At 60.4% G+C, this 24,547-nt stretch carries 19 protein-coding genes; 9 read left to right on the plus strand and 10 right to left on the minus strand.

What is annotated here, in order from left to right; all coding sequences use genetic code 11:
• Positions 1–75 precede the first annotated feature (75 nt).
• Entirely contained in the window at positions 76–795 is a 720-nt protein-coding gene (locus tag KGA82_RS19460) for a FadR/GntR family transcriptional regulator (protein WP_008030085.1), read from the minus strand.
• Positions 796–980: 185 nt separating this feature from the next.
• Positions 981–2,717 carry an IlvD/Edd family dehydratase gene (locus KGA82_RS19465; protein WP_223451936.1) on the minus strand — a complete coding sequence of 579 codons (1,737 nt, stop codon included), beginning with the start codon at positions 2,715–2,717 and terminating at the stop codon, positions 981–983.
• A 193-nt stretch (positions 2,718–2,910) separates the two neighbouring features.
• On the opposite strand from KGA82_RS19465, the gene KGA82_RS19470 reads away from it, so the two are divergent.
• The 9 genes from KGA82_RS19470 to KGA82_RS19505 all read left to right on the plus strand — a co-directional run bounded on the left by KGA82_RS19470 (position 2,911) and on the right by KGA82_RS19505 (position 9,867).
• Positions 2,911–4,233 (plus strand): MFS transporter, encoded by a 1,323-nt coding sequence (locus tag KGA82_RS19470; protein ID WP_008042870.1) that lies wholly within the window; start codon positions 2,911–2,913, stop codon positions 4,231–4,233.
• 142 nt (positions 4,234–4,375) lie between these two features.
• Positions 4,376–5,368: an AraD1 family protein gene (gene araD1, locus KGA82_RS19475; RefSeq protein WP_223451938.1), complete on the plus strand. Its 993-nt coding sequence runs from the start codon at positions 4,376–4,378 to the stop codon at positions 5,366–5,368.
• 10 nt (positions 5,369–5,378) lie between these two features.
• Positions 5,379–6,953: an aldehyde dehydrogenase (NADP(+)) gene (locus KGA82_RS19480; RefSeq protein WP_223451940.1), complete on the plus strand. Its 1,575-nt coding sequence runs from the start codon at positions 5,379–5,381 to the stop codon at positions 6,951–6,953.
• Between the two features lie 201 nt (positions 6,954–7,154).
• Positions 7,155–7,451: a DUF5629 family protein gene (locus tag KGA82_RS19485; RefSeq protein ID WP_223451942.1), complete on the plus strand. Its 297-nt coding sequence runs from the start codon at positions 7,155–7,157 to the stop codon at positions 7,449–7,451.
• Positions 7,444–8,613 (plus strand): lactonase family protein, encoded by a 1,170-nt coding sequence (locus KGA82_RS19490; protein ID WP_223451943.1) that lies wholly within the window; start codon positions 7,444–7,446, stop codon positions 8,611–8,613. Before KGA82_RS19485 ends, KGA82_RS19490 begins: the two co-directional genes overlap by 8 nt.
• Positions 8,614–8,768: 155 nt before the next feature.
• Positions 8,769–8,948: a hypothetical protein gene (locus tag KGA82_RS19495; RefSeq protein WP_008030101.1), complete on the plus strand. Its 180-nt coding sequence runs from the start codon at positions 8,769–8,771 to the stop codon at positions 8,946–8,948.
• Between the two features lie 211 nt (positions 8,949–9,159).
• Positions 9,160–9,285 carry a hypothetical protein gene (locus KGA82_RS29345; protein ID WP_008030104.1) on the plus strand — a complete coding sequence of 42 codons (126 nt, stop codon included), beginning with the start codon at positions 9,160–9,162 and terminating at the stop codon, positions 9,283–9,285.
• A 115-nt stretch (positions 9,286–9,400) separates the two neighbouring features.
• Positions 9,401–9,613, plus strand: a complete 213-nt coding sequence (locus KGA82_RS19500; protein ID WP_192496295.1) for a hypothetical protein — start codon at positions 9,401–9,403, stop codon at positions 9,611–9,613.
• Positions 9,610–9,867, plus strand: a complete 258-nt coding sequence (locus KGA82_RS19505; protein ID WP_008030107.1) for a hypothetical protein — start codon at positions 9,610–9,612, stop codon at positions 9,865–9,867. Before KGA82_RS19500 ends, KGA82_RS19505 begins: the two co-directional genes overlap by 4 nt.
• 106 nt (positions 9,868–9,973) lie before the next feature.
• Here the strand turns inward: KGA82_RS19505 and KGA82_RS19510 are convergent, their stop codons facing one another.
• The 8 genes from KGA82_RS19510 to KGA82_RS19545 all read right to left on the minus strand — a co-directional run bounded on the left by KGA82_RS19510 (position 9,974) and on the right by KGA82_RS19545 (position 24,444).
• Positions 9,974–10,570, minus strand: coding sequence for a glutathione S-transferase (locus KGA82_RS19510; protein WP_223451944.1), 597 nt, complete (start codon positions 10,568–10,570; stop codon positions 9,974–9,976).
• A complete protein-coding gene (locus tag KGA82_RS19515; RefSeq protein WP_223451946.1) occupies positions 10,567–14,208 on the minus strand; it encodes an AAA family ATPase in 3,642 nt (1,213 codons plus the stop codon). Before KGA82_RS19515 ends, KGA82_RS19510 begins: the two co-directional genes overlap by 4 nt.
• Positions 14,205–15,449, minus strand: a complete 1,245-nt coding sequence (locus KGA82_RS19520) for an exonuclease SbcCD subunit D C-terminal domain-containing protein (protein ID WP_223451948.1) — start codon at positions 15,447–15,449, stop codon at positions 14,205–14,207. The genes KGA82_RS19515 and KGA82_RS19520 overlap by 4 nt, the downstream gene beginning before the upstream one ends.
• Before the next feature lie 188 nt (positions 15,450–15,637).
• Positions 15,638–16,768: a hypothetical protein gene (locus tag KGA82_RS19525; RefSeq protein WP_223451950.1), complete on the minus strand. Its 1,131-nt coding sequence runs from the start codon at positions 16,766–16,768 to the stop codon at positions 15,638–15,640.
• A 108-nt stretch (positions 16,769–16,876) separates the two neighbouring features.
• Positions 16,877–18,007: a hypothetical protein gene (locus tag KGA82_RS19530; protein ID WP_223451951.1), complete on the minus strand. Its 1,131-nt coding sequence runs from the start codon at positions 18,005–18,007 to the stop codon at positions 16,877–16,879.
• Positions 17,991–21,584 (minus strand): toxin VasX, encoded by a 3,594-nt coding sequence (locus tag KGA82_RS19535; RefSeq protein ID WP_223451953.1) that lies wholly within the window; start codon positions 21,582–21,584, stop codon positions 17,991–17,993. Before KGA82_RS19535 ends, KGA82_RS19530 begins: the two co-directional genes overlap by 17 nt.
• Positions 21,581–22,447: a DUF4123 domain-containing protein gene (locus tag KGA82_RS19540; RefSeq protein WP_223451954.1), complete on the minus strand. Its 867-nt coding sequence runs from the start codon at positions 22,445–22,447 to the stop codon at positions 21,581–21,583. The genes KGA82_RS19535 and KGA82_RS19540 overlap by 4 nt, the downstream gene beginning before the upstream one ends.
• Positions 22,444–24,444 (minus strand): type VI secretion system tip protein VgrG, encoded by a 2,001-nt coding sequence (locus KGA82_RS19545; RefSeq protein WP_223451956.1) that lies wholly within the window; start codon positions 24,442–24,444, stop codon positions 22,444–22,446. Before KGA82_RS19545 ends, KGA82_RS19540 begins: the two co-directional genes overlap by 4 nt.
• Positions 24,445–24,547: the final 103 nt, after the last annotated feature.

Genomic DNA, 24,547 nt, shown 5'->3' on the forward strand with positions numbered 1-24,547 from the left:
GATGGTGTGTCAGCCACTACGATGTCGACTGACACACCATCGCCAGCAAGCCGGCTCCTACAATGGATCGTGTTTTTATGAGGGATCGGCGCCCAGCACCACATTCAGCGCACTGCGTGCATCGTCCAGTTGCACCAGCGTTGCATGCCGTGCACCCAGCGCATCGCGGTTCTCGATGGCGGTGAGAATCGCCTTGTGCCGTGGCAACGCCAATTCATGCAGGTTCGGCCGCTGGTTGGAATGCTTCAACGCTTCGGCAATCGCCACCGAAAGCATGTTGCACAGGTTCGCCAGCAGGTCGTTGTGGGTGGCGTCGGCGATGCGGCTGTGGAAATCCAGGTCCGGTTGCAACAGGGCTTCAGGCGTCGGCGCGGCTTCCATGCGTTGGTAGGCTTCGCCAATAGAGGCAATGTCTTCGTCGGTGGCGAATTGCGCGGCGAGGGCCGCCGCTGCCGGTTCGATGATGCTGCGCACGCTGGTCAGCAGATCGAAGAACTGATTCTGCGGGCTGCTTTGCATCAGCCAGTGCAGCACGTCTGGGTCGAGCATGTGCCATTCCTTGCGCTGCTTGACCACCGTGCCGACACGCGGACGGGAATACACCAGACCTTTTGCGACCAACACGCGAGTGGCTTCGCGCAGCACCGGACGGCTGACCGCGTACTCCTCGCACAACAGGGCTTCGGCGGGCAGTTTGTCGTCCGGTTTGAAGCGTCCCGAAACGATCTGCATGCCCAGTTCCTGGACAATGCGCGAGTGCATGCTTTTGCGGTCGGAGGGTTTGCGGTAATCCATGGGGAACGGCGCGATCCTGTGCGGGGGAGGTGCTGCGCATGATAGCAGGCGCGGCGCAATCTTGAGGCAGGCATGAACAAATGTGGGAGCGAGCCTGCTCGCGATGACGGACTGACAGCCAACTTTAATGTTGAATGTTCAATCGCTATCGCGAGCAGGCTCGCTCCCACAGGGGATAGATGGGGTTAGTGGGAGTGGCGGGGGACTTCGGCCCCGCGGCAACCGACCAGGAAGTCGAAGTCGCAGCCCTGATCCGCTTGCAACACATGGTCGATGTACAGCTGGCGATATCCACCGAGGATCATCTGCTGCGGCGGTTGCAGATCGGCCATGCGCGCCACCAGTTCGGCGTCCGGAATGTCCAGGTGCAGACGCCCGTTGGCGCAATCGAGTTCGATCCAGTCACCTTCCTTCACCGCAGCCAAAGGCCCGCCGGCCGCCGCTTCCGGTGCGACGTGCAACACCACCGTGCCGTACGCGGTGCCGCTCATGCGCGCATCGGAAATACGCACCATGTCCGTCACGCCCTGGGCCAGCAGTTTGGCCGGCAAGCCCATGTTGCCGACTTCAGCCATGCCCGGATAACCCTTCGGCCCGCAGTTTTTCATCACCAGAATCGAGTTGGCATCCACGTCCAGTTCCGGATCGTTGATCCGCGCCTTGTACATGTCGAAGTTCTCGAACACCACCGCACGCCCGCGATGCTGCATCAGCTCAGCCGTGGCGGCGGACGGTTTGAGCACCGCGCCGAGTGGCGCCAGGTTACCGCGCAATACGCAGATGCCGCCGTCGGCACGGATCGGGTTGTCGAGGGTGCGGATCACTTCGTCCTGGCCGTAGATCGGCGCGTCCTTGGTGTTCTCGCCGAGGGTCTTGCCGTTGACGGTCAAGGCATTTGGATTGGGAATCAGGTTGGCTTCGCCGAGGCGACGCAACACCGCAGGCAAGCCACCGGCGTAGTAGAACTCTTCCATCAGGAAGCGCCCGGAAGGTTGCAGGTCGACGATGGTCGGCATGCCGCGACCGATGCGAGTCCAGTCGTCCAGCTCAAGTTCCACGCCGATGCGGCCGGCGATGGCTTTCAAGTGGATCACGGCGTTGGTCGAACCACCGATTGCGGCGTTGACCCGAATGGCGTTTTCGAAGGCTTCCTTGGTGAGGATTTTCGACAGTTTCAAATCTTCGCGGACCATCTCCACCGCACGCATGCCGGACATGTGCGCCAACACATAACGGCGTGCATCCACCGCCGGAATCGCGGCGTTGTGGGGCAGGGAAGTGCCGAGTGCTTCGGCCATGCACGCCATGGTCGATGCGGTGCCCATGGTGTTGCAGGTGCCGGCGGAGCGGGACATGCCGCCCTCGGCCGCGAGGAAGTCATCGATGGAGATGGTGCCCGCTTTCACTTGTTCGCTGAGCTGCCAGACCACGGTGCCAGAGCCGATGTCCTGGCCCTTGTGCTTGCCGTTGAGCATCGGCCCGCCGGTGACGACGATGGCGGGCACGTCGCAACTGGCCGCGCCCATCAACAGCGCCGGGGTGGTTTTATCGCAACCGGTCAGCAGCACCACGCCGTCAATCGGGTTGCCGCGAATCGCTTCTTCGACGTCCATGCTCGTCAGGTTGCGGGTAAACATGGCGGTCGGGCGCAGGTTCGATTCGCCGTTGGAGAACACCGGAAATTCCACCGGGAAACCGCCGGCCTCGATCACGCCGCGTTTGACGTGGTCGGCGATCTGGCGGAAATGCGCGTTGCACGGGGTCAGTTCCGACCAGGTGTTGCAGATGCCGATGATCGGTTTGCCGTGGAACTGGTGGTCGGCGATACCCTGATTCTTCATCCAGCTGCGGTACATGAAGCCGTTCTTGTCGGCCGTGCCAAACCATTGGGCGGAGCGCAGGGTGGGTTTCTTATCAGACATGATCGATTCTCTTATTGTATGACTATATTGTTCTGGCTGAGGCGTAACATAAGCGCAATTCGATCTGTTTGGAAGTGTTGTTGCGTAAATAGTATTACTATATAGTCCGCTCCAACGGAGGGAAGGCCCTGGCAGTTTTTGGCGAGAGGCGTCCCCCGAGGTTCTATAACAACAACAATCGGAGACCGATCTCATGAGCCAGGAACTGCGGCTTATTCGTCGCATCACGCTGAAACTGATTCCCTTCCTGATCCTGCTGTACCTGATCGCCTATGTGGATCGCTCCGCCGTGGGCTTCGCCAAGCTGCACATGGGCGCCGACATCGGTATCGGCGATGCGGCTTACGGCCTCGGTGCCGGGCTGTTTTTCATTGGTTACTTCCTGCTGGAAATCCCCAGCAACCTGATGCTCGAACGCTTCGGCGCGCGGCGCTGGTTTGCGCGGATCATGGTCACCTGGGGCGCCATCACCATCGGCATGGCCTTCGTTCAAGGGGCGCACAGCTTCTACGTGATGCGCTTTCTGCTCGGCGCCGCCGAAGCCGGGTTCTTCCCGGGCGTTCTGTACTACATCACGCAGTGGTTCCCGGTTCGCCATCGCGGCAAGATCCTCGGCCTGTTCATCCTCTCCCAACCGATCGCCATGCTGATCACCGGCCCGGTGTCCGGCGGCCTGCTCGGCATGGACGGCATCCTCGGATTGCACGGCTGGCAGTGGCTGTTCATCGTCATCGGTTCCCCGGCGATCCTGTTGACCTGGCCGGTGCTGCGTTGGCTGCCTGACGGTCCGCAACAGGTGAAATGGATGGATCAGCCCGAGAAAGACTGGCTGGCCGGCGAACTGAAAAAGGACCTTGAGGAATACGGCCAGACCCGCCACGGCAATCCGTTGCATGCGCTCAAGGACAAACGCGTGTTGCTGCTGGCGCTGTTTTATCTGCCGGTCACCCTGAGCATTTATGGCCTGGGCCTGTGGTTGCCGACGCTGATCAAGCAGTTCGGTGGCACTGATCTGGTGACGGGTTTCGTGTCGTCGGTGCCGTACATTTTCGGGATCATCGGTCTGTTGATCATCCCGCGCAGTTCCGACCGTTTGAATGATCGCTACGGCCATCTGGCGGTGCTGTATGTGTTGGGGGCTATCGGCCTGTTTCTCAGTGCCTGGCTGACGGTGCCGGTGCTGCAACTGGCGGCGCTGTGCCTGGTGGCGTTCGCCCTGTTTTCCTGCACTGCGGTGTTCTGGACCTTGCCGGGCCGGTTCTTCGCCGGTGCCAGTGCTGCGGCGGGGATCGCGCTGATCAACTCGGTGGGCAACCTCGGTGGCTACATCGGTCCGTTCGTGATCGGGGCACTGAAGGAATACACCGGCAACCTGGCTTCGGGGCTGTATTTCCTCTCGGGTGTGATGGTGTTCGGGCTGATTTTGACCGGCGTGGTTTATCGGTTGCTGGAGCGTAAACACGTGCTGCCGGCGGACCAGTTTGCAGCCAGCGCACGTGGCGCTTCCCGCATCTGACGCAAACCCTGTAGGAGCCGGCTTGCCGGCGATGGCGTCAGCACATTCAACATCATTGTCGACAGGCCGATCGCTATCGCCGGCAAGCCGGCTCCTACAGGGTTCTGCGGTGTTTTTGAGAATTGCTTACAGGAGAAAATTCATGCGTTTGGTTCAATTTGAATTGTTTAACGGCGAGCGCCGGGTTGGCGTGGTCGAGGGCGGTCTGGTCCGCGAGGTGCAGGACGCGCGCACGGTGCGCGATCTGGCGTTGGCGGCGATCGAGGCGGGTGTCAGTCTTGAGCAGCAGGTGAACGCACTGGGCCTGGGCATCAGCCACGACTATGCAGAACTGCTGGCGAAACTGCGCATCCTGCCGCCGCTGGACCATCCGGACCCGGCACACATGCTCGTCAGCGGCACCGGCCTGACCCATCTGGGCAGCGCCTCGGCGCGGGACAAGATGCATCAGCAGGCCGGCGACGAAGCAACGATGACCGACACCCTGCGCATCTTCAAGTGGGGCGTGGAGGGCGGCAAACCGGCAGCGGGGCAGGCCGGTGTGCAACCGGAATGGTTCTACAAAGGTGACGGCAGCATCGTCGTGCGTCCGGGTAAACCGTTCCCGCTGCCGCCGTTTGCCGAAGACGCCGGAGAAGAACCCGAGCTCAGCGGTCTTTACGTCATCGGCCACGACGGCAAGCCGTATCGCCTCGGTTATGCGGTGGGCAACGAGTTTTCCGATCACGTCATGGAGCGCAAGAACTACCTCTATCTGGCGCATTCCAAACTGCGCAGTTGCAGTTACGGGCCGGAACTTCGGGTCGGTGAGTTGCCGCAACATCTGGCGGGCACCAGCCGCATTTTGCGCGACGGCGAAGTGCTGTGGCAGAACGAGTTTCTCACCGGCGAGGCCAACATGTGCCACAGCCTGGAAAACCTCGAATACCACCATTTCAAATACAGCCAGTTCCTGCGTCCGGGGGACGTGCACATTCACTTCTTCGGCACCGCGACCCTGTCCTTTGCCGACGGCATTCGCACCCGGCCGGGGGATGTGTTCGAGATCAGTCAGGCCGAGTTCGGTGCGCCGTTGATCAACGGCATCGCACCGGTTGAAGCGGCCTTCGAGCCCGGCACCATCGGCATTCTTTAAGGAGCAACCCATGATTCTTGGTCAAAACTATATTGGCGGCCAGCGCAGTGCCTGCGGCAGCGTCAAACTCCAGAGCGTCGACGCCAGCACCGGTGAGGCGTTACCTCACGATTTCTATCAGGCCACGCCGGAAGAAGTCGATGCCGCCGCCAAGGCTGCCGCTGCCGCGTACCCTGCTTATCGCAGCCTGAGCGCCGAGCGCCGCGCGCAATTCCTCGATGCCATTGCCGATGAACTGGACGCGTTGGGCGATGAATTTGTCGCCGTGGTCTGCCGCGAAACCGCGCTGCCTGCCGCCCGCATTCAAGGCGAGCGCGGTCGCACCAGCGGCCAGATGCGCCTGTTCGCCAAAGTGCTGCGGCGCGGTGATTTCTATGGCGCCCGGATTGATCTGGCCCTGCCGGAGCGCAAGCCGTTGCCGCGTCCCGACCTGCGTCAGTACCGCATCGGCCTCGGCCCGGTCGCCGTGTTTGGCGCCAGCAATTTCCCGTTGGCGTTTTCCACCGCCGGCGGCGACACCGCTTCCGCCCTGGCCGCCGGTTGCCCGGTGGTGTTCAAGGCGCACAGCGGTCACATGGCCACGGCCGAGCAGGTCGCTGATGCAATCCTGCGCGCCGCGGAAAAAACCGGCATGCCGGTCGGTGTGTTCAACATGATCTACGGCGGCGGGGTCGGCGAAGCGCTGGTCAAGCACCCGGCGATTCAGGCAGTCGGTTTCACCGGTTCGCTCAAGGGCGGGCGGGCGTTGTGCGACATGGCCGCTGCGCGTGCACAACCGATCCCGGTGTTTGCCGAGATGTCGAGCATCAACCCGGTGATCGTCTTGCCCCAGGCCCTGGCCGTTCGCGCTGAAAGCGTGGCCCGTGACCTGACCGCTTCGGTGGTGCAAGGCTGTGGCCAGTTCTGCACCAACCCCGGTCTGGTGATCGGCATTCGCTCGGCGCAGTTCAGTGCGTTTGTGCAGCAGGTGGCGGGGTTGATCAACGATCAGCCTGCGCAAACCATGCTCAATGCCGGGACGTTGAGCAGTTATGGCCAAGGCCTGCAAAAACTCCTCGCGCATCCGGGTGTGACGCACCTGGCGGGTAATCCGCAGCAAGGCAATCAGGCGCAGCCGCAGTTGTTCAAGGCCGATGTCAGTCTGTTGCTCGACGGCGATGAAGTGCTACAGGAAGAGGTCTTCGGCCCGACCACGGTGTTTGTCGAGGTGGCAGATCAGGCGCAACTCAGCGCTGCTTTAAATGGCCTGCACGGACAACTGACGGCAACGATCATTGGCGAACCGGCAGACTTCGAGCAGTTCGGCGAATTGACGGCGTTGCTGGAACAGAAGGTCGGACGAATCCTGCTCAACGGCTATCCGACCGGTGTGGAAGTCTGCGATTCGATGGTCCATGGCGGGCCTTACCCGGCGACGTCCGATGCGCGTGGCACCTCGGTGGGTACGCTGGCGATTGACCGCTTCCTGCGGCCGGTGTGCTTCCAGAACTACCCCGACAGCCTGCTGCCGGAGGCGTTGAAGAATGGCAACCCGCTGCGCATTCAGCGGCTGGTGGATGGCCAGCCGTCGCGTGATGCGCTCTAACGGCTGAACATAAATCCCTGTGGGAGCGAGCCTGCTCGCGATTGCGGACTGTCAGGCACATTGATGTTGAATGTGCCGCCGCTATCGCGAGCAGGCTCGCTCCCACATTTGTTCTGTGTGGTGTGGGAGTTTTGTGGTCGGCTCTGAGCCGCTTCCACATTGCGCTATCATTGCGTCTTTCCCCTTCAAAGATTGACTGCCATGACTGCCTCAACCGACACCTTGCTCAACGCCCTCGAACACTGCGGAATGGTGGAAATCGACGGGTTGCATGCCTTTGAATTTGCCCTCGATGAGGAAGACAACCTGCATGTCGAATGCATGGATGGCAGAAACGCACTGCATTGGGAATTCACCCCCGCTCAGGTTCAAGCGGCAACCTTCGATTCGACTTTGCAGAGCTGGCTGATCAAGGACGACGGCGGCGAACACCGCCTGGTCTGCCTCGGCGACGTCATCAGCGGCGACAACGAAGACGACGAACAAGAGGATGCGTAACCTCTGGCCGTTGTTGATCGCCGGCAGCATCGGCGCAATGGGTGTTCAGGCCGCATCCGCCGACGACTATCAATTGCTCGTGGGTTCCTACACCGCAGGGCAAAGCCAGGGCATTTATCGCCTGAATTTCGACAGCGCCACCGGGCAGCTCGACGCCAAGCCGTTGCAAGTGGTCAACAGCGAAAACCCGTCCTGGTTGACCCTGTCCAACGATCAACGTCGCCTGTTCGTGGTCAACGAAAACGGCCCGGGACAAAAAGACCCGGTCGGGCGCGTCAGCAGTTATGCGATCGACGCCAAAACCCATGCGCTGCGCCTGATCAATCAGGTCCAGAGCCTGGGCAACGAGCCGACCCATTCGAGCCTCAGTGGCGATGCCAGCCACCTGTTCGTCAGCAATTATTCAGTGGCTGAAGACCCCGGCGGCACGCTGGCGGTGTTGCCGGTGGGCGCCGATGGCACGCTCAAAACCGTGGTGCAAATGAGCAGTCATCCGTCCAGCCGGGTCAACCCCGAGCGGCAGATGTCGGCGCATGTGCATTCGACGGTGTCCTCGCCGGATGGCAAGTTTGTGTTCTCCAATGATTTGGGCGCGGACAAGATCTTTGTCTATCGCTTCGATCCGAAGGCCAACCCGGACTTGCCGTTGATCGCGGCCACACCCGCGTCGGTCCAGTTGCCGCCCGGCAGCGGACCACGGCATTTGCTGTTCAGTGCCGATGGCAAACACGCGTGGCTGACCCTGGAAATGAGCGCGCAGGTCGCGGTGTTCGATTACCGCGACGGCACGCTTGAGCAAACGCAAATGGTCGATCTGGCGGCCGGGCAACCGACGTCGGACAAAGCCGCCGCAGCGTTGCATGCATCAAAGGATGGCAAATTCCTCTACGTCAGCAACCGTGGCACCGCCAATCAGTTGCTGGTGTTTGCCATTGACCCTGCGACCGGGCACCTCAAAGAGCTGCAACGCCGTTCGGTGGAAGGGGATCACCCACGCGAGTTCAGCCTCGATCCGAGTGGCCGGTTCGTGCTGATCGCCAATCAGAAGAGCAACCAGATTGTCGTCCTCGAACGCGATGCCAAGAGCGGTCTGCTGGGTAAAACCGTGCAGAAACTGCCGATGGATGCCCCGAGCGATCTGAAGTTCCTGGTGCGTCAATAGGCCGCAGGCCCCGGTTGATGGGGCCTGCATCCTTCTATTAATGACGCTGATATCTGCTACTGCTACAAAAGATTTCAAGGCGTCAGCCTCGGCAGTTAAGTTTGCTTCACGGCCCCACCGGGCAAGCAAGCCAACTGAATCCGAGGAATACCGCCATGAACTTCAATCTCTTCTCTGTCATCGCCGCATCCGCCATCTCTGCCACCGTTGCTCTGCCAGCCAGCGCCAACGTTGAAATCAGCGACAAAAAATCCCACGCCCAGAGCTACACCCAGAAATACCTGCAACAGAGCGCCAACTTCTACGCAGCCCTGGATCACAAAACCCAAGCCTGAAAGCCAAGCCCTGCACCCTTTATGCAGGAGCGAAGTCACTTGCGCGGATCAAGCTGAAAAGCTTCGAGAAAGCCTGAGTGATGTCGCTCCTGCATAACGCGTTTACGACAGCATCATATTGCTATTAATGCTGCGCTTGATATCACATGGCCATGAGTTTAAATTTGACGCTGATTTATTGACTCCTTCTACTATAAAAAGGATCGACAGCATGGCGATGCGTCTGGCCGTGGTACTCCTGTTCCTCTATTCAACCCCCATTTTATCTGCCGCAACGCCCGTTCCAGGCGAGCCTGACGCTGCCCGAGAGCGCATGATGAGTTTTATCGAAGGCTGAAATAGACTGGCTTAATGATCAACGAAGCTGATGGTGACTATGGATAACCCTGAGTGGTTATCACAGCTTTTTTGATCGATTCTGTGGGCACTGAAACATGCCCACGGAGAACACCATGGCCAGCGCAATCCTCACTTCTGCCAAACACGGCGCCTACCTGGCTATCGGTCTCTACGTGGCGCTGGTGTTGGTTGTCAGCATTACCGCGCAATCGCAACACGAAATCGACGCACCGATTCAGGTCGCTTATCCCGCCATTCAGTTCGAGCACCGCGCACAAAACGCCGTGATCGATCAAGCAGACGTGGCGGGAGTGACAGGGGCATGAAAGGGGGCAAACTCTGGGTCATCGCCTTCCTGGCGTTCATGACCAATGGCTCATCACTGTTGGGCATCGGACAAGCCTCGGCAGGTTCCGTGGCTCGCGCTATCGAAGCCAATCACAACCTCGCTCGCAGCATCGAAACCGAAAAGGCCATGGGCCTGCTGGCCGGTAATCCACCGATCAAACGCCAAGGCGATTTCTTCGGACCGTTCCAGGTCGATTGCTCGGTGCTGCAGATGTGCGAAGTGTTCGCCTGAATCCTGATACGCCACCAACCCTTGTAGGAGCGAGGCTTGCCCGCGAAGCTTTTGGCGGTCTTGATGACCCCTTCGCGGGCAAGTCTCGCTCCTACAGGGGGGGCGGTTATTTCTTCATGATTGATGTGAACAGGTCCGACTCCAGGAATCGCTGTAGCCACGCCTGCAACCGCACGTAAGGCGTCTGCCCGAACCACTCGCGATCGACATGGGCGAACTGCCGTACGAACGGCATCAACGCCACATCCGCCAGGCTCGGATGCACCGCCAGCAAGTAATCGCGGCCTTCCAGCAACGCCTCCAGCCTGCGCAAGAACACCTCACCCTCGCTTCGATAAAACGCCATTGGCTGCTCGGGATAACGCTCGGCGTACTTGTAACGATTCAGGTGCACTTTGAACACCTGATCGTTCTCTTCGATCAACGCGGCGATCTGCGCTTGCCCCACAGGATCATCCTTGAGCAACCAATCCTGCGGATCGTTCTGCGCCAATGCCCAGTGCATGATCGCCAGGCTTTCATCGATGACCTGGCCGTCGACGCTCAGCACCGGCACCGTGCCTTTGCTCGACAGCGCCAGCATCTCGGCAGGCTTGGCCTTCAGGCTGACCTCGACGATGTTCACCGCAACGTCCGAGTAACGCAGGGCCATCCGCGCCCGCATGGCGTACGGGCAGCGGCGGAAGGAGTACAGCGTGGTCATTTCACCTCCAGGGTACTCAGGCCGTTGCCCTGGCGATGGACCTGGATCTGCACCGGGATCCGTTCATGCATTTCCTGGACGTGGGAAATCACTGCGACCTTGCGGCCCTGAGCCTGCAAGCCATCGAGGGCGTCCATTGCCAGTTGCAGAGATTCGGGGTCGAGGCTGCCGAAGCCTTCGTCGATGAACAGCGATTCAATTTTCAGCGTGCTCGACGCCATCGAAGCCAGGCCCAATGCCAGGGCCAGCGACACCAGGAACGTCTCGCCACCCGACAACGAATGCACCGAACGCAGCTCATCGCCCATCTCGGTGTCCATCACCAGCAAGCCCAGCATGCTGCCGCCGCGTTTGAGGCGATAGCGCCGCACCAGTTGCCGCAACTGCACGTTGGCATGATGCACCAGCAGGTCGAGGTTGTAGGCCTGGGCGATCTTGCGGAAGGTGTCGCCGGTCGCGGAGCCGATCAAGGCATTCAAGCGCGCCCAGCGCTGATACTCGCTGTAAGCGTCGGCGATCTGTTGCGCCAGGGCCTGATTGGCGTTCTGCCGGCGCTGGTCCTCGGCCTGTTCGGCGCGCAGTTCGGCGCAACGGTGCTCGCTGGCGGCAAACTGGTTTTGCAGTTCGGTCAGGGCGGTGGCCAGTTGCGCGGCATCGAGATTACCGTTGTGCTGCGCCTGATGGCTGGTCAGACGCTTATCGCGTTCCTGCAACAACACCTTGGCTTGTTCGATGGCTTTTTCGTTGTGCTGCAACCGTTGGCGCAATTCGCTGACCTGCTGGTCGTCGACGCTCAGCAACTGCTCAAGGCCACCGTCATCCAGTTCCGGATGCAAGGCACGCCAGTCGGCAATCTTCAGGCCCAGTTCACGATCTTCGCTTTCAAGGGCGAGCAGGCGGTCTTGCTGCGCTTTCAGTTCCGCTGCCAGTTGCACCAGGTGCGTGCGCACCGATTGCAGTTCCTGACTGACGGTCGTCTGGGCATTGCGCGCCTGTTCGACAGCTTGATCCAGTTGCTGTTGCCAGTGTTCGGCGCTGCTGTGGGAACCGAGCAGTTGCGTCAGTTGCTGCTGGCAAGCCTGTTGCTGCTCGGTGAGCGTGGTGAACTGGCGCTGAGCGGTTTCCAGCTGCTGGACGCGGGTCAGTTGACGATCCTGTTCCTTCTCCAGCGTCTGCTGGCGTTGTAGCTGTTCGCTCAGTTCATCGCGTTGCTGGTCGAGTTGCTCCAGGCGCTGGGCGATCTGCCGGTCGAGCTGCATGAAGGTCGCAGCCGGTTCGTTGCGCAAGGCGTCCAGTGTGTCGGCCGGGAGCAGGGTGCTGAACGCGATCAGCTCTTCGTCCAGGCGCTGACGGTCATTGCTCAACTCGCGTTGCTGGTTGGCCAGATGCTGGGTCGCCTGCTGACTCGCGGATTCGGCGTTGCGCAGTTGCTGTTGCAGGCGCGTGGCGTCCTGTTGCAGGGTGAGCAGGGCGGTCTGGCGCTGTTCGTCCTGCGTGATGCTTTGGTTCAACTGGCTGTTTTGCTGGTTCAACCAGGCATCGCGTTTGGCGCTGTCCTGGGTGAAAAGCTGCGCGGATAACGGGTGCGCATCGAGGCTCGGGGCCAGGCTTTGCTGCTGAGCGAGCAGTTGCTCCTGCTGTTGCAGCAATTCCTTCTGTTGCGCAATCACGCCACCGACTTCGGTACGCAGGTCGGTGAGTTTTTCCTTGAGCGAATCCACCGCTTTTTGCGCGTTGGCCTGTTCGCTTTCATCATGGCGGCCGAGGCTTTGCAGCAGCGCTTCGGGCTGATGATAAGGATGGTCAGGGCTGCCGCAGACCGGGCAGGGCTGATCGTCCTGCAATTGCTCGCGAAGCTCTTCGACACTGGCGCTGCGTGCCAGACGCTGACGTTCCAGCAGTTCGCGGGTCACCGTCAGGGTCTGTTCGGCCACGGTCAATTCGTTTTTGGTTTTCACCCCGTCCTGGGTCAGGCGGTCGCGCTCCTGCTGGGCAACGGTTTGACGTTGCTGCAATTCGGCGATGCGCTTGTCCAGTTCCTGCTGGCCAGTCCACAGTCGCGTCAGCTCTTCAATGGCGCGCAGTTGCTTGCGGTTGTCCTGCAACAGAGTGCCCAGCAGCTGGATCTGTTCGGCTACCGCATCAGGCTCGGCGCCGGCCTCTTTGTAGAGCACTTCCAGATTCTGTTTTTGCGCCGCCAATTCCTCGGCGGCATGGGTAGCGTTCTGCTCCAGAGAGGCCAGTTCTGCCTGCCCCTTGTTCAATCGATTGCCGATCAGCATCAATTGTTGCAGGCGGTCGCGGTAAGCGTTCCAGGCATCGCTGAGCGGCGCCAGATGGGTGCTTTGCTCAAGTTCGGCGGCAATCCGTTGCAGACGCTCGGCAACCCGGTTCTGCTGCTCAAGCAAACCTTGAATCGTCTGTTGGCCTTCGGAGCAGGCCCGTTCCGCTTGCTGCTTGAGGTCGGCGCTGAGGCCGGTGTCCTTGATCAGGCGGGCGAGGGTGCTTTGCGCCTCAAAGGCCTGGCGCAGCAGTGGCGCGCTTGAGGTGTGTTGGCTTTGTGCCTCGATCAGCGCGGTTTGCGCCGCGCTGAGACTGTGTTCGAGTTGCGTCTGACGGGTTTGCAGATCCTGTTCTTGCCCGGTGTGCTGCTGGATCTGCGCGGCCAGCGGCGTGAGCTGTGCGGTCAGTTCGGTCTTGCGGGCGAACTGGTGCCGTTGTGGTGCCAGTTGTTCCAGTCGAGTCAGCTTCAAGCGTTCGCTGGCCAGGTTTTCCCAATCCTGCCGGGCGCTGGTCAGTTGCTCGGTGGCGCTGAGCTGCTCGTCCTGCAATTGGCGCAGCTCTTTCAGCCAGGTGTGTTGCAACTCCAACTGTTTGAGTTGTGCCTGTTGAGTCTTCAATTGCTGCTGTGCTTCGTTGAAGCGTTCATCCAGTTCTGCGCGGGCTTCGTTCGACAGCGGCGTGACGCCGGTGGCCTGATCCTGCAACAGCTTGTGCGCTTCACGGGCCTCTTTGGCCTTGTCGAAGGCGCGACGGCCGAGACGCGTGTAGAGCGCGGTGTCGGTGAGTTTTTCCAGCAGTTCGCTGCGTTCGTTGTCGTTGGCCTTGAGGAACGCACTGAATTCGCTCTGGGCCAGCAACACGGCACGGGTGAACTGCTCGAAGTTCAGGCCCAGGACTGCTTCGAGCTGGACCTTGAATTCAACCTTCTGACTGGCCAGCAGTTGATCCAGATCGATGTCGCGCAAGCTCTGACGGCTGTGTTGCAGCTTGCCGCCGGCCTTTTCCCGGGCGCGATTGGCTTCCCAGCGCGCGCGGTAGCGACGGCCATCGATGCCGACGAAATCCACTTCGGCATAGCCTTCGCCCGTACCGCGACGCAGCAACGTGCGCGGGTCGCCGGTGCTGATCTCGCCGTCGGCGTCCGGCGCTTTGGCCGACACTTGCGCGTTGCTCAGCCGCGGCACGGCGCCGAACAGCGCCAGGCACAAGGCATCGAGCAAGGTGCTTTTACCGGCACCGGTCGGCCCGGTGATGGCGAACAAACCGGCGCTGGCCAATGGTTCGGCGGTGAAGTCGATTTCAAACGGCCCGGCCAGGGAGGCGAGGTTTTTCAGACGGATCGCGAGAATTTTCATGGCTGTTCGCTCTCCATTTGCACGTCTTGCAACAGCTCGGCGAAGTCCTTCAGCGTTTGCTCATCGACCTCGCTGCCGTAGTTGTCCTGCCAGGCGCGGCTGAACAATTCCTGAGGCGTGAGCTGGTCCAGTTCAACCAGGGTCGCACCGTCATCGAGGCCATCACGGCTGCCGTTGCCGGCGTACTCAGCGGCGATGCGCACCAGGCGCACGGCTTTGCCTTGCAGCGCGGTTTCGACCTGATGGCGCAAGTCGGGTTGTGGCTCGTCGAGGCGCACCCGTACTTCCAGCCACGGCTGACGCTGAGTGTCGGCGAGCAAGTCGATGTTCGGCAGGTCGCCCAGTTGCAGCAGGATGTCAGCCAGAGGTGCCGGGCCGATACGTTGCAGGTTGACGGCGCGGGGAATCAGTTTCGGTTCGACGCTGATCAGGGTTTCGCCGTCGAGCCGGACGTCGAGAATCTGATGCTGATAACCGATTTCGGAGAACGACAATGGAATCGGCGAGCCGCTGTAGCGAATGCGTTCTTCACCGTTGACCTTCTGTGGTTTGTGCAAGTGGCCAAGGGCAACGTAGCTGATGCTCGGGCCGAAGAGACTGGCGGGCAGCGCTTCGGCGTTGCCGATGATCAGGCTGCGCTCGGAATCTTCGGACACCGAACCGCCGGCCATGTGCGCATGACTGATGGCAATCAGCGCCTGACCTTTCTTGCGTTTGGCGTTGGCGGCTTCGATCAGCCACTCGTGAACCTGGCCGATCCCGCGCAGGTAGTTGTCGCCCAGGTGCGCGCCGGTCACTTCGGCAGGTCGCAAAAATGGCAACGCCAGGCACCAGGCGACGGTTTTGCCCTTGGCGTCCGGCAGTGGCAGCAGCAGGCGCTCGGCGTCGAGTTGGCCGTCATCCAGCCACAACACGCGACCCAGCGCATGCGTGCGCAAACGGCGCATCAACGGTGCAGGCAGTTCGATGCGCGAGCCGGAATCATGATTGCCGGCGATCATCACGATGGTCAGCTTCGGCTGCTGTTCGTGGGCGCTGACGATGAAATCGTAGAGGCGTTCCTGGGCTTTGACCGGTGGATTGACCGTATCGAAGATATCGCCGGCGATCAACAGCACATCGGGCTGGTCCAGTTTCAGTTGATGCAGCAGCCAATCGAGGAAACAGCCGTGCTCGAAATCGCGTTCCTGGCCGTGCAGGTTCTGCCCAAGGTGCCAGTCGGAGGTGTGAAACAGACGCAAGGCGAGCTCCGTAGGAAATAAGGTGATGGCCGCGTGGGAAATGATGAGCGGCTAAAGAGGGGAGAGTTTACTGGTAAACAGGTCGGATGTGGCCACGCGCGGACCCTGTTGTGGCCCGCGGACAATGTGGCAAAGGGAAAACCCTTCCTTTACCAGGGGCCAGTTTGTTGCTCGTTATGGAAAACACCTTATGCGCTACGTTTGCCGGTCGGATTTGCGCGCTGCACCTCGGCAAAAATCTCGGTGATCGGTCGGCGTGGCTGGCGTTTGTGCAAGGCGCGAACCTGGGCGCTCATCCGCACGAGTTCTTCGCTGGGTTTCGCCCATTGTTCCTTCGGCAGCGGCTCGGACCATTGGCGCATGACGTCGGGCATGGCCTGCGGGCCGATTTTCTGAATACGGCGCACTTCCCATTCGACCAGGTGGTTGGGAATCGTCCAAAAGGTCATGACGTGGTACAGGTACCAGAAAAACCCTGAGAGCCGGTTGCGCTGGCCGTCGCGGATTTGCTGGTGCAGGCGCGCGCGGGCGTTGTGGAAGGTGTGCAGGCCTTCGCGGGGCGGGTCGTCGGGGCCTTGCAGGTCTAGCGGGTCCTGAATGGATTTGAGGTCGTTGACCTCGTACTCCATGTAGCCGCGAATCGCTTCCCAGTGGCTGATGGCCAAGGAGAGGCCGAAGCAGGGGAATTCGACGCTGGTCAGGGTCTCGCCGTGCTGGAAACCGATGCCCATGCCGTATTGGCGGTGGATGCCGTATTGGGTGGCGCCTTGGGCTTCTATGATCCAGGCGGAGAGGGATTCCCAGGGGACGAAGACGGGTTTGGTGGCGTTTTCGGGCATGAAGCAGACTTCGCGGCGCTGGCGGTTGAATCGGGTGGGGATGATGCTGAGGCGTTTTTTGTGGTTGTGATGCCAGACGGCCAGGCCGATGAGAAGAGAGCAGAGGCCTGTTACTAGCGCGTAGCCATAGCCTTCATCGAATAAACCGGTTACCGAGTCCCAGATATCTTCCCAGCCGTAACCAAAAATTACGCCTAGAAATCCAGTGAATAATGGGAATAGGAATACAACCATAAAGGTCCCGCTGAAGGGTAAGCCTAGTATGACCTGCCATGAAAACACCTCTGGCGATCCCAATCCGAAGTCCATGAACACCTCATTGAACTCCCCGATATGAGGTCCATGCGGCGGCAGTGCTGTCGGCAGGGGCAATGGTGCGAGATAAGTGATCCTGCCGCTGGGAAACAGTTCGACGTCACCGGCGTTGCGGGAGGGCTCAAGGTGCGAGGGAGTTGGAGATACATCAATCTTGGTGGGCATGGTCAGCCAGCTCCAGTAGGTGGGTTTCAACCAGCAACAGCGGTGGATGCCCGGTGACGGATTGACGGGGCGACGAAGGGAAGCGGCCCTGTCCATGGCTGTCACCGCTCATGCGCGACGTTTGTCCGTTGGATTTGCGCGCTGCACCTCGGCAAAGATCTCTGTGATCGGTCGGTGTGGCTGGCGTTTGTGCAAGGCGCGAACCTCGGCGCTCATCCGCACGAGTTCTTCGCTGGGTTTCGCCCATTGCTCTTTCGGCAGCGGCTCGGACCATTGGCGCATGACGTCGGGCATGGCCTGCGGGCCGATTTTCTGAATACGGCGCACTTCCCATTCGACCAGGTGGTTGGGAATCGTCCAAAAGGTCATGACGTGGTACAGGTACCAGAAAAAAACCGAGAGCCGGGTGCGCTGGCCGTCGCGGATTTGTTGATGAAGGCGTGCGCGAGCGTTGTGGAAAGTGTGCAGGCCTTCGCGGGGCGGGTCGTTTGGGCCTTGGAGATCTTGAAGGTCCTGAATGGATTTGAGGTCATGGATTTCGTGTTCCATGTAGCCGCGGATCGCTTCCCAGTGGCTGATGGCCAAGGAGAGGCCGAAGCAAGGGAATTCGACGCTGGTCAGGGTCTCGCCGTGCTGGAAACCGATGCCCATGCCGTATTGGCGATGGATGCCGTATTGGGTGGCGCCCTGGGCTTCGATGACCCAGGCGGAAAGGGATTCCCAGGGGACAAAGAGCGGTTCGGTGGCGCCTTCGGGCATGAAGCAGACTTCGCGGCGTTGGCGATTGAAGCGGGTGGGGATGATGCTGAGGCGTTTTTTGTGGTTGTAGAGCCAGACGGCGAGGCCGATGAACAGTATGAAGGGGCCGCCTACGAGGGCGTTTTTGCGGCCTTCATCAAACATACCGACCATTGAGTCCCAGATGTCCGCCCAGCCGTAACCAAAAATCACTCCCAGAAAACCAGTGAATAGTGGAAATAGAAATACAACCATAAAGATGACACTGAATGGTCCTCCTAGTATGACTTGCCATGAAAATATCTGCGGTGAGCCCAGCCCGAAATCCATGTACACCTCATTGAGTTCCCCGATGTGAGGCCCCAACGGCGGCAGCGGTGTCGGCAATGGCAGGGGCGCGAGATAGGTAATTCGCCCACTCGGAAACGGCTCGACGTCACCGGCGTTGCGGGATTGCTGGGGAACCGGGTCAGGCATGGGGGCATCACTCTTGGTGGGCATGGTCAGCCAGCTCCAGCAGGTGCGGTTCAACCAGCAACAGCGGGGGATGCCCGGTGACGGATTGACGGGGTAACGAAGGGAAATGGCCCTGACCGCGCGGGTTGAGGTGAATAACGTCAATCTGCGATTCCCACTCCCCCTTGGCGTTCAAGGTCTGTATACAGACGACCAGCTCCAGTGTTTCGGACGCCGGGGTAAATTCGGCGCCAGGGTCCAATGGACAGTGCAGGCACAGCACCAGCCGATCCGGGGCTGCTTGCGCGATGCGCAGACTGTTCACCACTTCAGTGCTGATGATCGACTTGCGTTCTTGCGGCACATCTCGGCTGTGCAGGGGAACGGAAATGCGCTGGGCACCGATCCCCAGGCGATGAGCCGGTTGACCACTCAAGGGTGGCTGAAAGTCACTGAGCTTGTGCCTTGGCAGGACCAGGTGAATGTCTCTGGGTTTGGCTTTCAGCAGCAGGTTTTTCAGCCACGAGTCATGCTCGTTCGGGCCCAGTTGCGCATACGGCGCGTTAAGCAAATAGCCCAGATAGCGTTGATATTCGTCCAGGGTATGGTCGCCACGCTTGTCGGCATCCAGACTCCAGGGTGTGGTTTGCAGCCATTTGTCGTGGGCGCTGAGGTTGTAGCGGTTGTACAGCCAGGTGCCGACCAGTTCCAATACGGTGAACAGGGCGCCGGCCAGGTTGACGCGGAAGAACACCGTGGACAGTCGAGTGCCCGCGGCGGCCCAGGCAGTCGTTCGGGCTTCTGCCCCCCGTGCTGTAAGTACTTTGAAGGTAGCGTGGGTCGTGTGGCTTAAACCATAAGCATTAATGCCCGTCATGCCGCCTGCGCCCACTGTGGCAAGCTCGGCACTGGTCTGGGCCAAGCGATCTCCGCTACGTGTCGCTTGCTGCCATTTTTGCTGTTGTGAATTGAAACTGGAAAGTGAAGAAAAGAGACCAAGGCTGTAAGTAAAAAAGCCCAACCCAATATGCATTTTCCCTATCCTTACACGCACATTCTGCAAAGCATGAATCTGAAGTCCTGCGACGAGATCTGCGCTTCGCGCTTTCAGAGCGGTATCAGCCAGACTTTGCGCCGCCGTAAAACCAGCCGCTCCCGTTGCGGTCAGCGCGGCAAAGAAATTGCTCCGTTTCTTGGGATTTTTCGTTTGATTCATCATCTCCCTATACACCGAAACCAAATTCACCCCCTGCACCAAAAACACCAACAACCCCATCCCCTCACTTCGAATCAACTCTCCATTTGGCACGCCTTGAACCCCCAGGCGAATATCCTTCAGCAAACTCCGCACCTCCATCTGCTGCGCCGGTGGAAACACCACCGTCACTCCCGCCCGAGCCTGTGTCGCGCCATGCAACCGCACCGACTGATCCGGCAGTTCCGCAATCGGGCTCAACGCGCTGGCCAATCGTCCTTCCAGCAACGTCAACTGCCGACGCACGCGCAGGATCTCGTCCTGCAGCTCCACTGCCCGTGGCGTCTTGTGCCCCTGGCGATTCTTGTTGTGGGTGATCTCGTTGCGTTCGCGGGTCAGTACTTGCAGATAGTCGCGTTCCCTGAGCAGTTCCTTGAGCTGGGTTTGCAGCGCCGCGTGTTCCGCCGGGCTGGCGACGGTGAAGGTCACGCCGGTGGTTCTTGCGGCGTCGAGGATCCGTCCCGATAGCGCCTTGGGCAGTTTGCGGAACAGCTCGTCGAGGTCGGGGATTTTCTCGCCCGTCAGATCGAACCCCTCCAGCACCTGGCTCAAGCCCTGGTTCAGCGCGGGGCTGAGGCTGTGCCGGGCTGCGTCAGCGACAGTGCGGGTGTGTTCCGGTAAGTCGTCGAGCGCCGGCAGGTGCGGTCGTTCGATCTTGTTCAGCTCGGCCAGCCAGAGCGGCAGGTTGTTGAACCACCCCAACACGGCATTGAACACGTTGGTGTATTGCGCGGCCTTTTCCGATTGCAGGCGCAGCGGCAAGGTATGGAACAGCGGTCGGGTCAGTTCCGGGTGTTTCTCCAGATATCCGAGCAGGATGGCGCTGGCGTGGTCGCTGCGGCAGATGTCCTTGAGGCAGGCGTATTCGGCGGTGAAGGCCTGATGCAGTTGCTGTTGATCCTGAGCGTCGTAGTACCAGGCCGAACGATGGAAGTGACCCGCCGCCACCAGCCCCGTGCGGTCGGCGGTGAGACGATCGAGCATGCGGTTCCAGCGGCTGAGGTCGTCGCGATGCCGATCCAGCGCCGCGTCCATGGCCGGGCGGTCGATCAAGTCATTGATCCCGCGTTTACCGCTGAGCCATGAGCCGTCGAGCCCCTCACTGACACGTCGGTGGTGGTCCTGGCCGAGGTGAATCAGCGTGTGCAGGTGACGGTCGACAAAAGCGTCGGGCGCGCCGGCGAAATGTTCGCGCGTGTAAAAGCGCCGATCGGCGGCTGCAATGGCGCGCTCTTCGGCCGTGAAGTCCGGCGTGAGGCTGTCGAACCGGTTCAGCTCACGAGCGCCATCGACGGCTTGATTGCGCAATGACTCCAATTCCGGCGGTGCCGGTACGTCCAGCGGTTCAACGTTGCCACCCTTGTTCAGGTAGTCGAGCAAGGCCTGGCGAGTGCGTTCGCGATCCGGCTCCGGCAACTGTTCCAGATCGTCGAACAGTGCCTTGACCTTCGGGTGGGTGTCGGCCTTGCCCAGGGCACTGATGTCTTCGGCACTGAGCTGGCTCAGGGATTCGATGTAACAGGCCAACAGGTAATCGCGTTCGTTGTTATCGGCATTGATCCAGTCGTTGACCCAACCGACGACAGTATCCTGGTACTCGGCCAGGTCGCGCAGCACACCGAGGTCGTCATTCACCACGAGGAACAGCGTGTCGTCCTGATAAGGTCCGCGCACCTGGCCCAGAAACTCACCGATATGCGCCTCGCGAAAGCGCCGTGGCTGCTCCCACAAATAGGGTTCACGCTCGTGCTCGGGGGCATCGCTGACCTGCACTGTCGGCAGCGTCACGGCATCGGTTTGCGCCTGTGTGGTCGGCACGGTCGCAAGTTCCGCCAGCCACTGTTTGCCTTGGTCGACCGTGAGCAAGTGCTCACCACCGGTGTCGCAATCCACCGGACCCAGGTCGACGACTTGCATGAAGTGCTCGCGCTCCTCACGGCTGTCGAGCACTTGCGCGCATTTGGTCGCCGTCCATTGCACTTCGGCAAAGTTCACATACAGGGTGCTGCGTCTTGAAAAGATCAGCGCCGGACGTTCCTCAATGGGCGTGCGCTGATCGCTGCCGACCTTATTGCCCTTGTGCAGCAGGGCGCTGATCAATCCGTTGTGCACCTGATATTCGTGGAGTTCACCGGTCACGCTGTCGATCACATACAACCAGCCATCGCGCAGCATACGAATACCCAACGGACGGGCCGTCAGGGCGTAGGGTAATTTCAGTGCGGAGCCGGGATCGAGGGGCTTTTCCACCAGGCCATAGCGCAGGGGCAGCAACTGCACTTGGGTTTTGCGCAGAGGGCAGGCACCGGGGGATCCGATGGCGGTTTTCGAGGCGGCCGCCGCCGCAAGGTTGGCAGGGTGGGTCATGGTCGTTCCCCTTCAGTGGCAAAGCGGCAGGCCAGATCAGCGGCCAGCGCGACGCGCTCACCGGGCGATTGCAGCGATGACGTGTGAAGCAATTGGGCGATGTGCGGATGTTGTTCGAGCGCCGAGCCGTCCAGCCAGGCCATGACGTTGGCGTAGTAAAAAAGCTCGGATTGGCCACTCAGGCCGAGGGTGATGGCTTGCGCCTCCAGTTGTTCAAGCGATGGCCAGCGTTGAGCGACGGTTTCGCCGCGGTGGCGAGCAGGGAAGTGCGTGAGCAAATGGGCGTCGAGTTCGAGCAATGCCCGGCGCCGATCAACATGTTCCAGTGCTGCATTCAGTTCAGGGCTCAGGCGATAGGGCGTCGGCAGCTCAGGGCATTCATTCAACAAGGGGTGATGACGATGCCAATGGACCTCGACGCTGTCGGCCATCACCAGGCAGGAAATCGGGCCGAACAAACGCTGATCGCCGCTGCCGAACAGCGCCTGTGCCACAGCCGCATCGGCCAGGCGCAAAACCACCGGCAGGCCTTCTGGCAACTCAACGGTCAGCAGTTTGCGTAAGTGTTGAGCGACGTCATGTGCGGGCTGGCTGCTGAACAACAACACTCCCCACTCTTCGTGCGCCTGTTGCAGATAGAACTGAAAAACCGGGTCGTCAGTACCTGGAATGGCCACCAGCAGCGGTGAGATATCCCGCAGTGCGGTGAAGGGGGCACTGTCATACAGCGCAACCGTGCTGACAGCGGGATTGAGTGTTTTCAAGCGCTGCGGCAAATCGCTGAAGGTCGTGCCGTCCAGCAACAGGAACGCCTGCTGCTCGCTCCAGGGCAGGTCTTCAGGCAAGGAAATCGAAAGTTTCATGCTTGGGCGGCCTCGCAAATCAGGCAGCGCGAAGCACGAGTCGAAACCAGGGCGCGGCGTTGCTGCGCCACGTGAAACGCCACTTCCAGCAAGGGCAATGCGCCCGGCATCAGCGGCTCTGCCGGCAGGCTCATGGGCGGTGAGCCGCCCTGCAGAATCGGAACGCTGCTGAAAATACCTTCCGGCCCCAACACCAGCCATTGACCGCCACCCACGAGCCCCAGGTGCGTCCCGCCATTGATCACGACTTGTTGCACGGCGCTGAAGTGGAGTTGTTGCGTAGCGCTGAGTCGTTGATTGGCGACGCGAACATGCTGCGAGCCAAGGACCACGAGGTGATCATCCTGCCTGAGTTCGGTCAGTCGGTTGCCTTGGGTCAAGTGGCGTTCTTCGCCGCGCAGTTCGTGGCTGCTGATGCCACCGACCAGCACGCTGCGCTGGTTGTCGACCTGAAGGCGGTCATCGTTCAGAACGTGCTGCACGAAATCGCGCTGGGCGCGCAGGGCAATTTCCTCGGCGCCTTTTCTGTCCTCGATGCGCAGTTCGTTGTAACCGCCACCGCCGGGGCTGCTTTGGCTACGGAAAATGCTGCGGGTGTGCTCGGCGGGCAAATCCAGAGGTACCGGTGTCGCGGCGTTGGGCAGGCAGGCAACGACGACGGGTTTGTCCGGATCGCCCTCAGTGAAACCCACCAGCACTTCCATGCCGACTCGCGGGATTTGCACACTGCCGTAGCGGTCATGGGCCCAGCCCGTGGCGACACGCAACCAGCAACTCGATTGTTCGTTGCGCTGGCCGTCGCGGTCCCAGAGCAGCTGGACTTTGACCCGCCCGTACTGATCACAATAAATCTCTTCCCCGGGCGGCCCCGTAACGACGGCATGCTGGTTGCCCGTCATCCGGGGCTTGGGGTGTTCCAGGGACGGTCGGAAAATCACCTCCCACGGCGTGGCGACAAATTCGTTACGGTAACCCTGACGAAATCCATCCTCCGGGCTGGTGTCAGGCATCGACTCCTCAAGCACCTGCGGCTGTAAGCCGACATGCTCGACTTGCGTCAACAACCACAGTCCGTTCCATTGCGCGCGAGGGTGTTCGGCCATCTCGACAAAGTGGCCACTGCGCAGGGCACTTTGGTCGCTGCGTCCGCTGGCGAGCCGGTAATCGGCGCGGTGACGTTCCAGTGCCTGGTTGGCCAGATGTTTACCACGGTCTCGATGGAGGAACTGGCCTGGAAACGCATAGTCCTCAAGGTGCGGGGCCAGCGGTTTTTCAGACTCGCTGTCGAGTTGCAGGTCCGGTTTCTCGAAGTCGTAATCACGACGGCTGACGTGGGTCGGGCGGGTATTCAGTTGCAGCTTGAATTGGTCGATGACTGGCGATTCGGCGACCATGCCGCTGGCTTGCCTGTACGCGGTTGACCGTTCTGGTGTCGGAAAACCGGTTTGATCGTCGCCGAACACCAGCACATGCCCCTCGGCGCTGTGCTGGAAGTGGAAGTGCAAACCTTCCTCTTCACACAGCCTTTGAAGAAAATGCAGGTCGGTTTCGTACTGAACACAATAAAGTCGGGGCCGGTACTCGGCGCTCAGTTGGAATCGCCAGGTATCGGGCTGTATTCCCTGCTCTTTGAGCACCTGTTCGATGATTTTCGGCACGCTCTGGTGCTGAAAAATACGCTGGTTGTGGCAGTGGGTGAGATAGGCGAGGCGGGGCACCAGGGTCATCTGATAGCGGGTCAGGCGTTTGCCGCTATCGCCTTGGGCGATTTGATAAACCTGCCCGTGAAGGCCCGCGTCGTCTGGCCCGAAGCGCAGAAAAGCCGAACGATGCAACAGTGCATCGAGGTCCAGGTCGGGGCGCTCGCTGACCAGCTCCAGCTTGACTTCGTAAGGCCGGTTAAGTGCTTCCTTGGCACGGAACTCGACGACCTGAAGGTCGTGGGGGAAACCTTCAATATCGAGTCTGAAAATGACGGGTTTGACGGCGCTGAACATCCACATTTCCTTGTGTCTATTTCAAGACACCGGACTTTGCGTGGATCGCCTGAATAGCACAGTCAGACGTTTCGATATTTAGCGTAGGAAGGATCCGTTAAGC

The organism is Pseudomonas sp. BF-RE-22 (assembly GCF_019956155.1).
Lineage (GTDB): Bacteria > Pseudomonadota > Gammaproteobacteria > Pseudomonadales > Pseudomonadaceae > Aquipseudomonas > Aquipseudomonas migulae.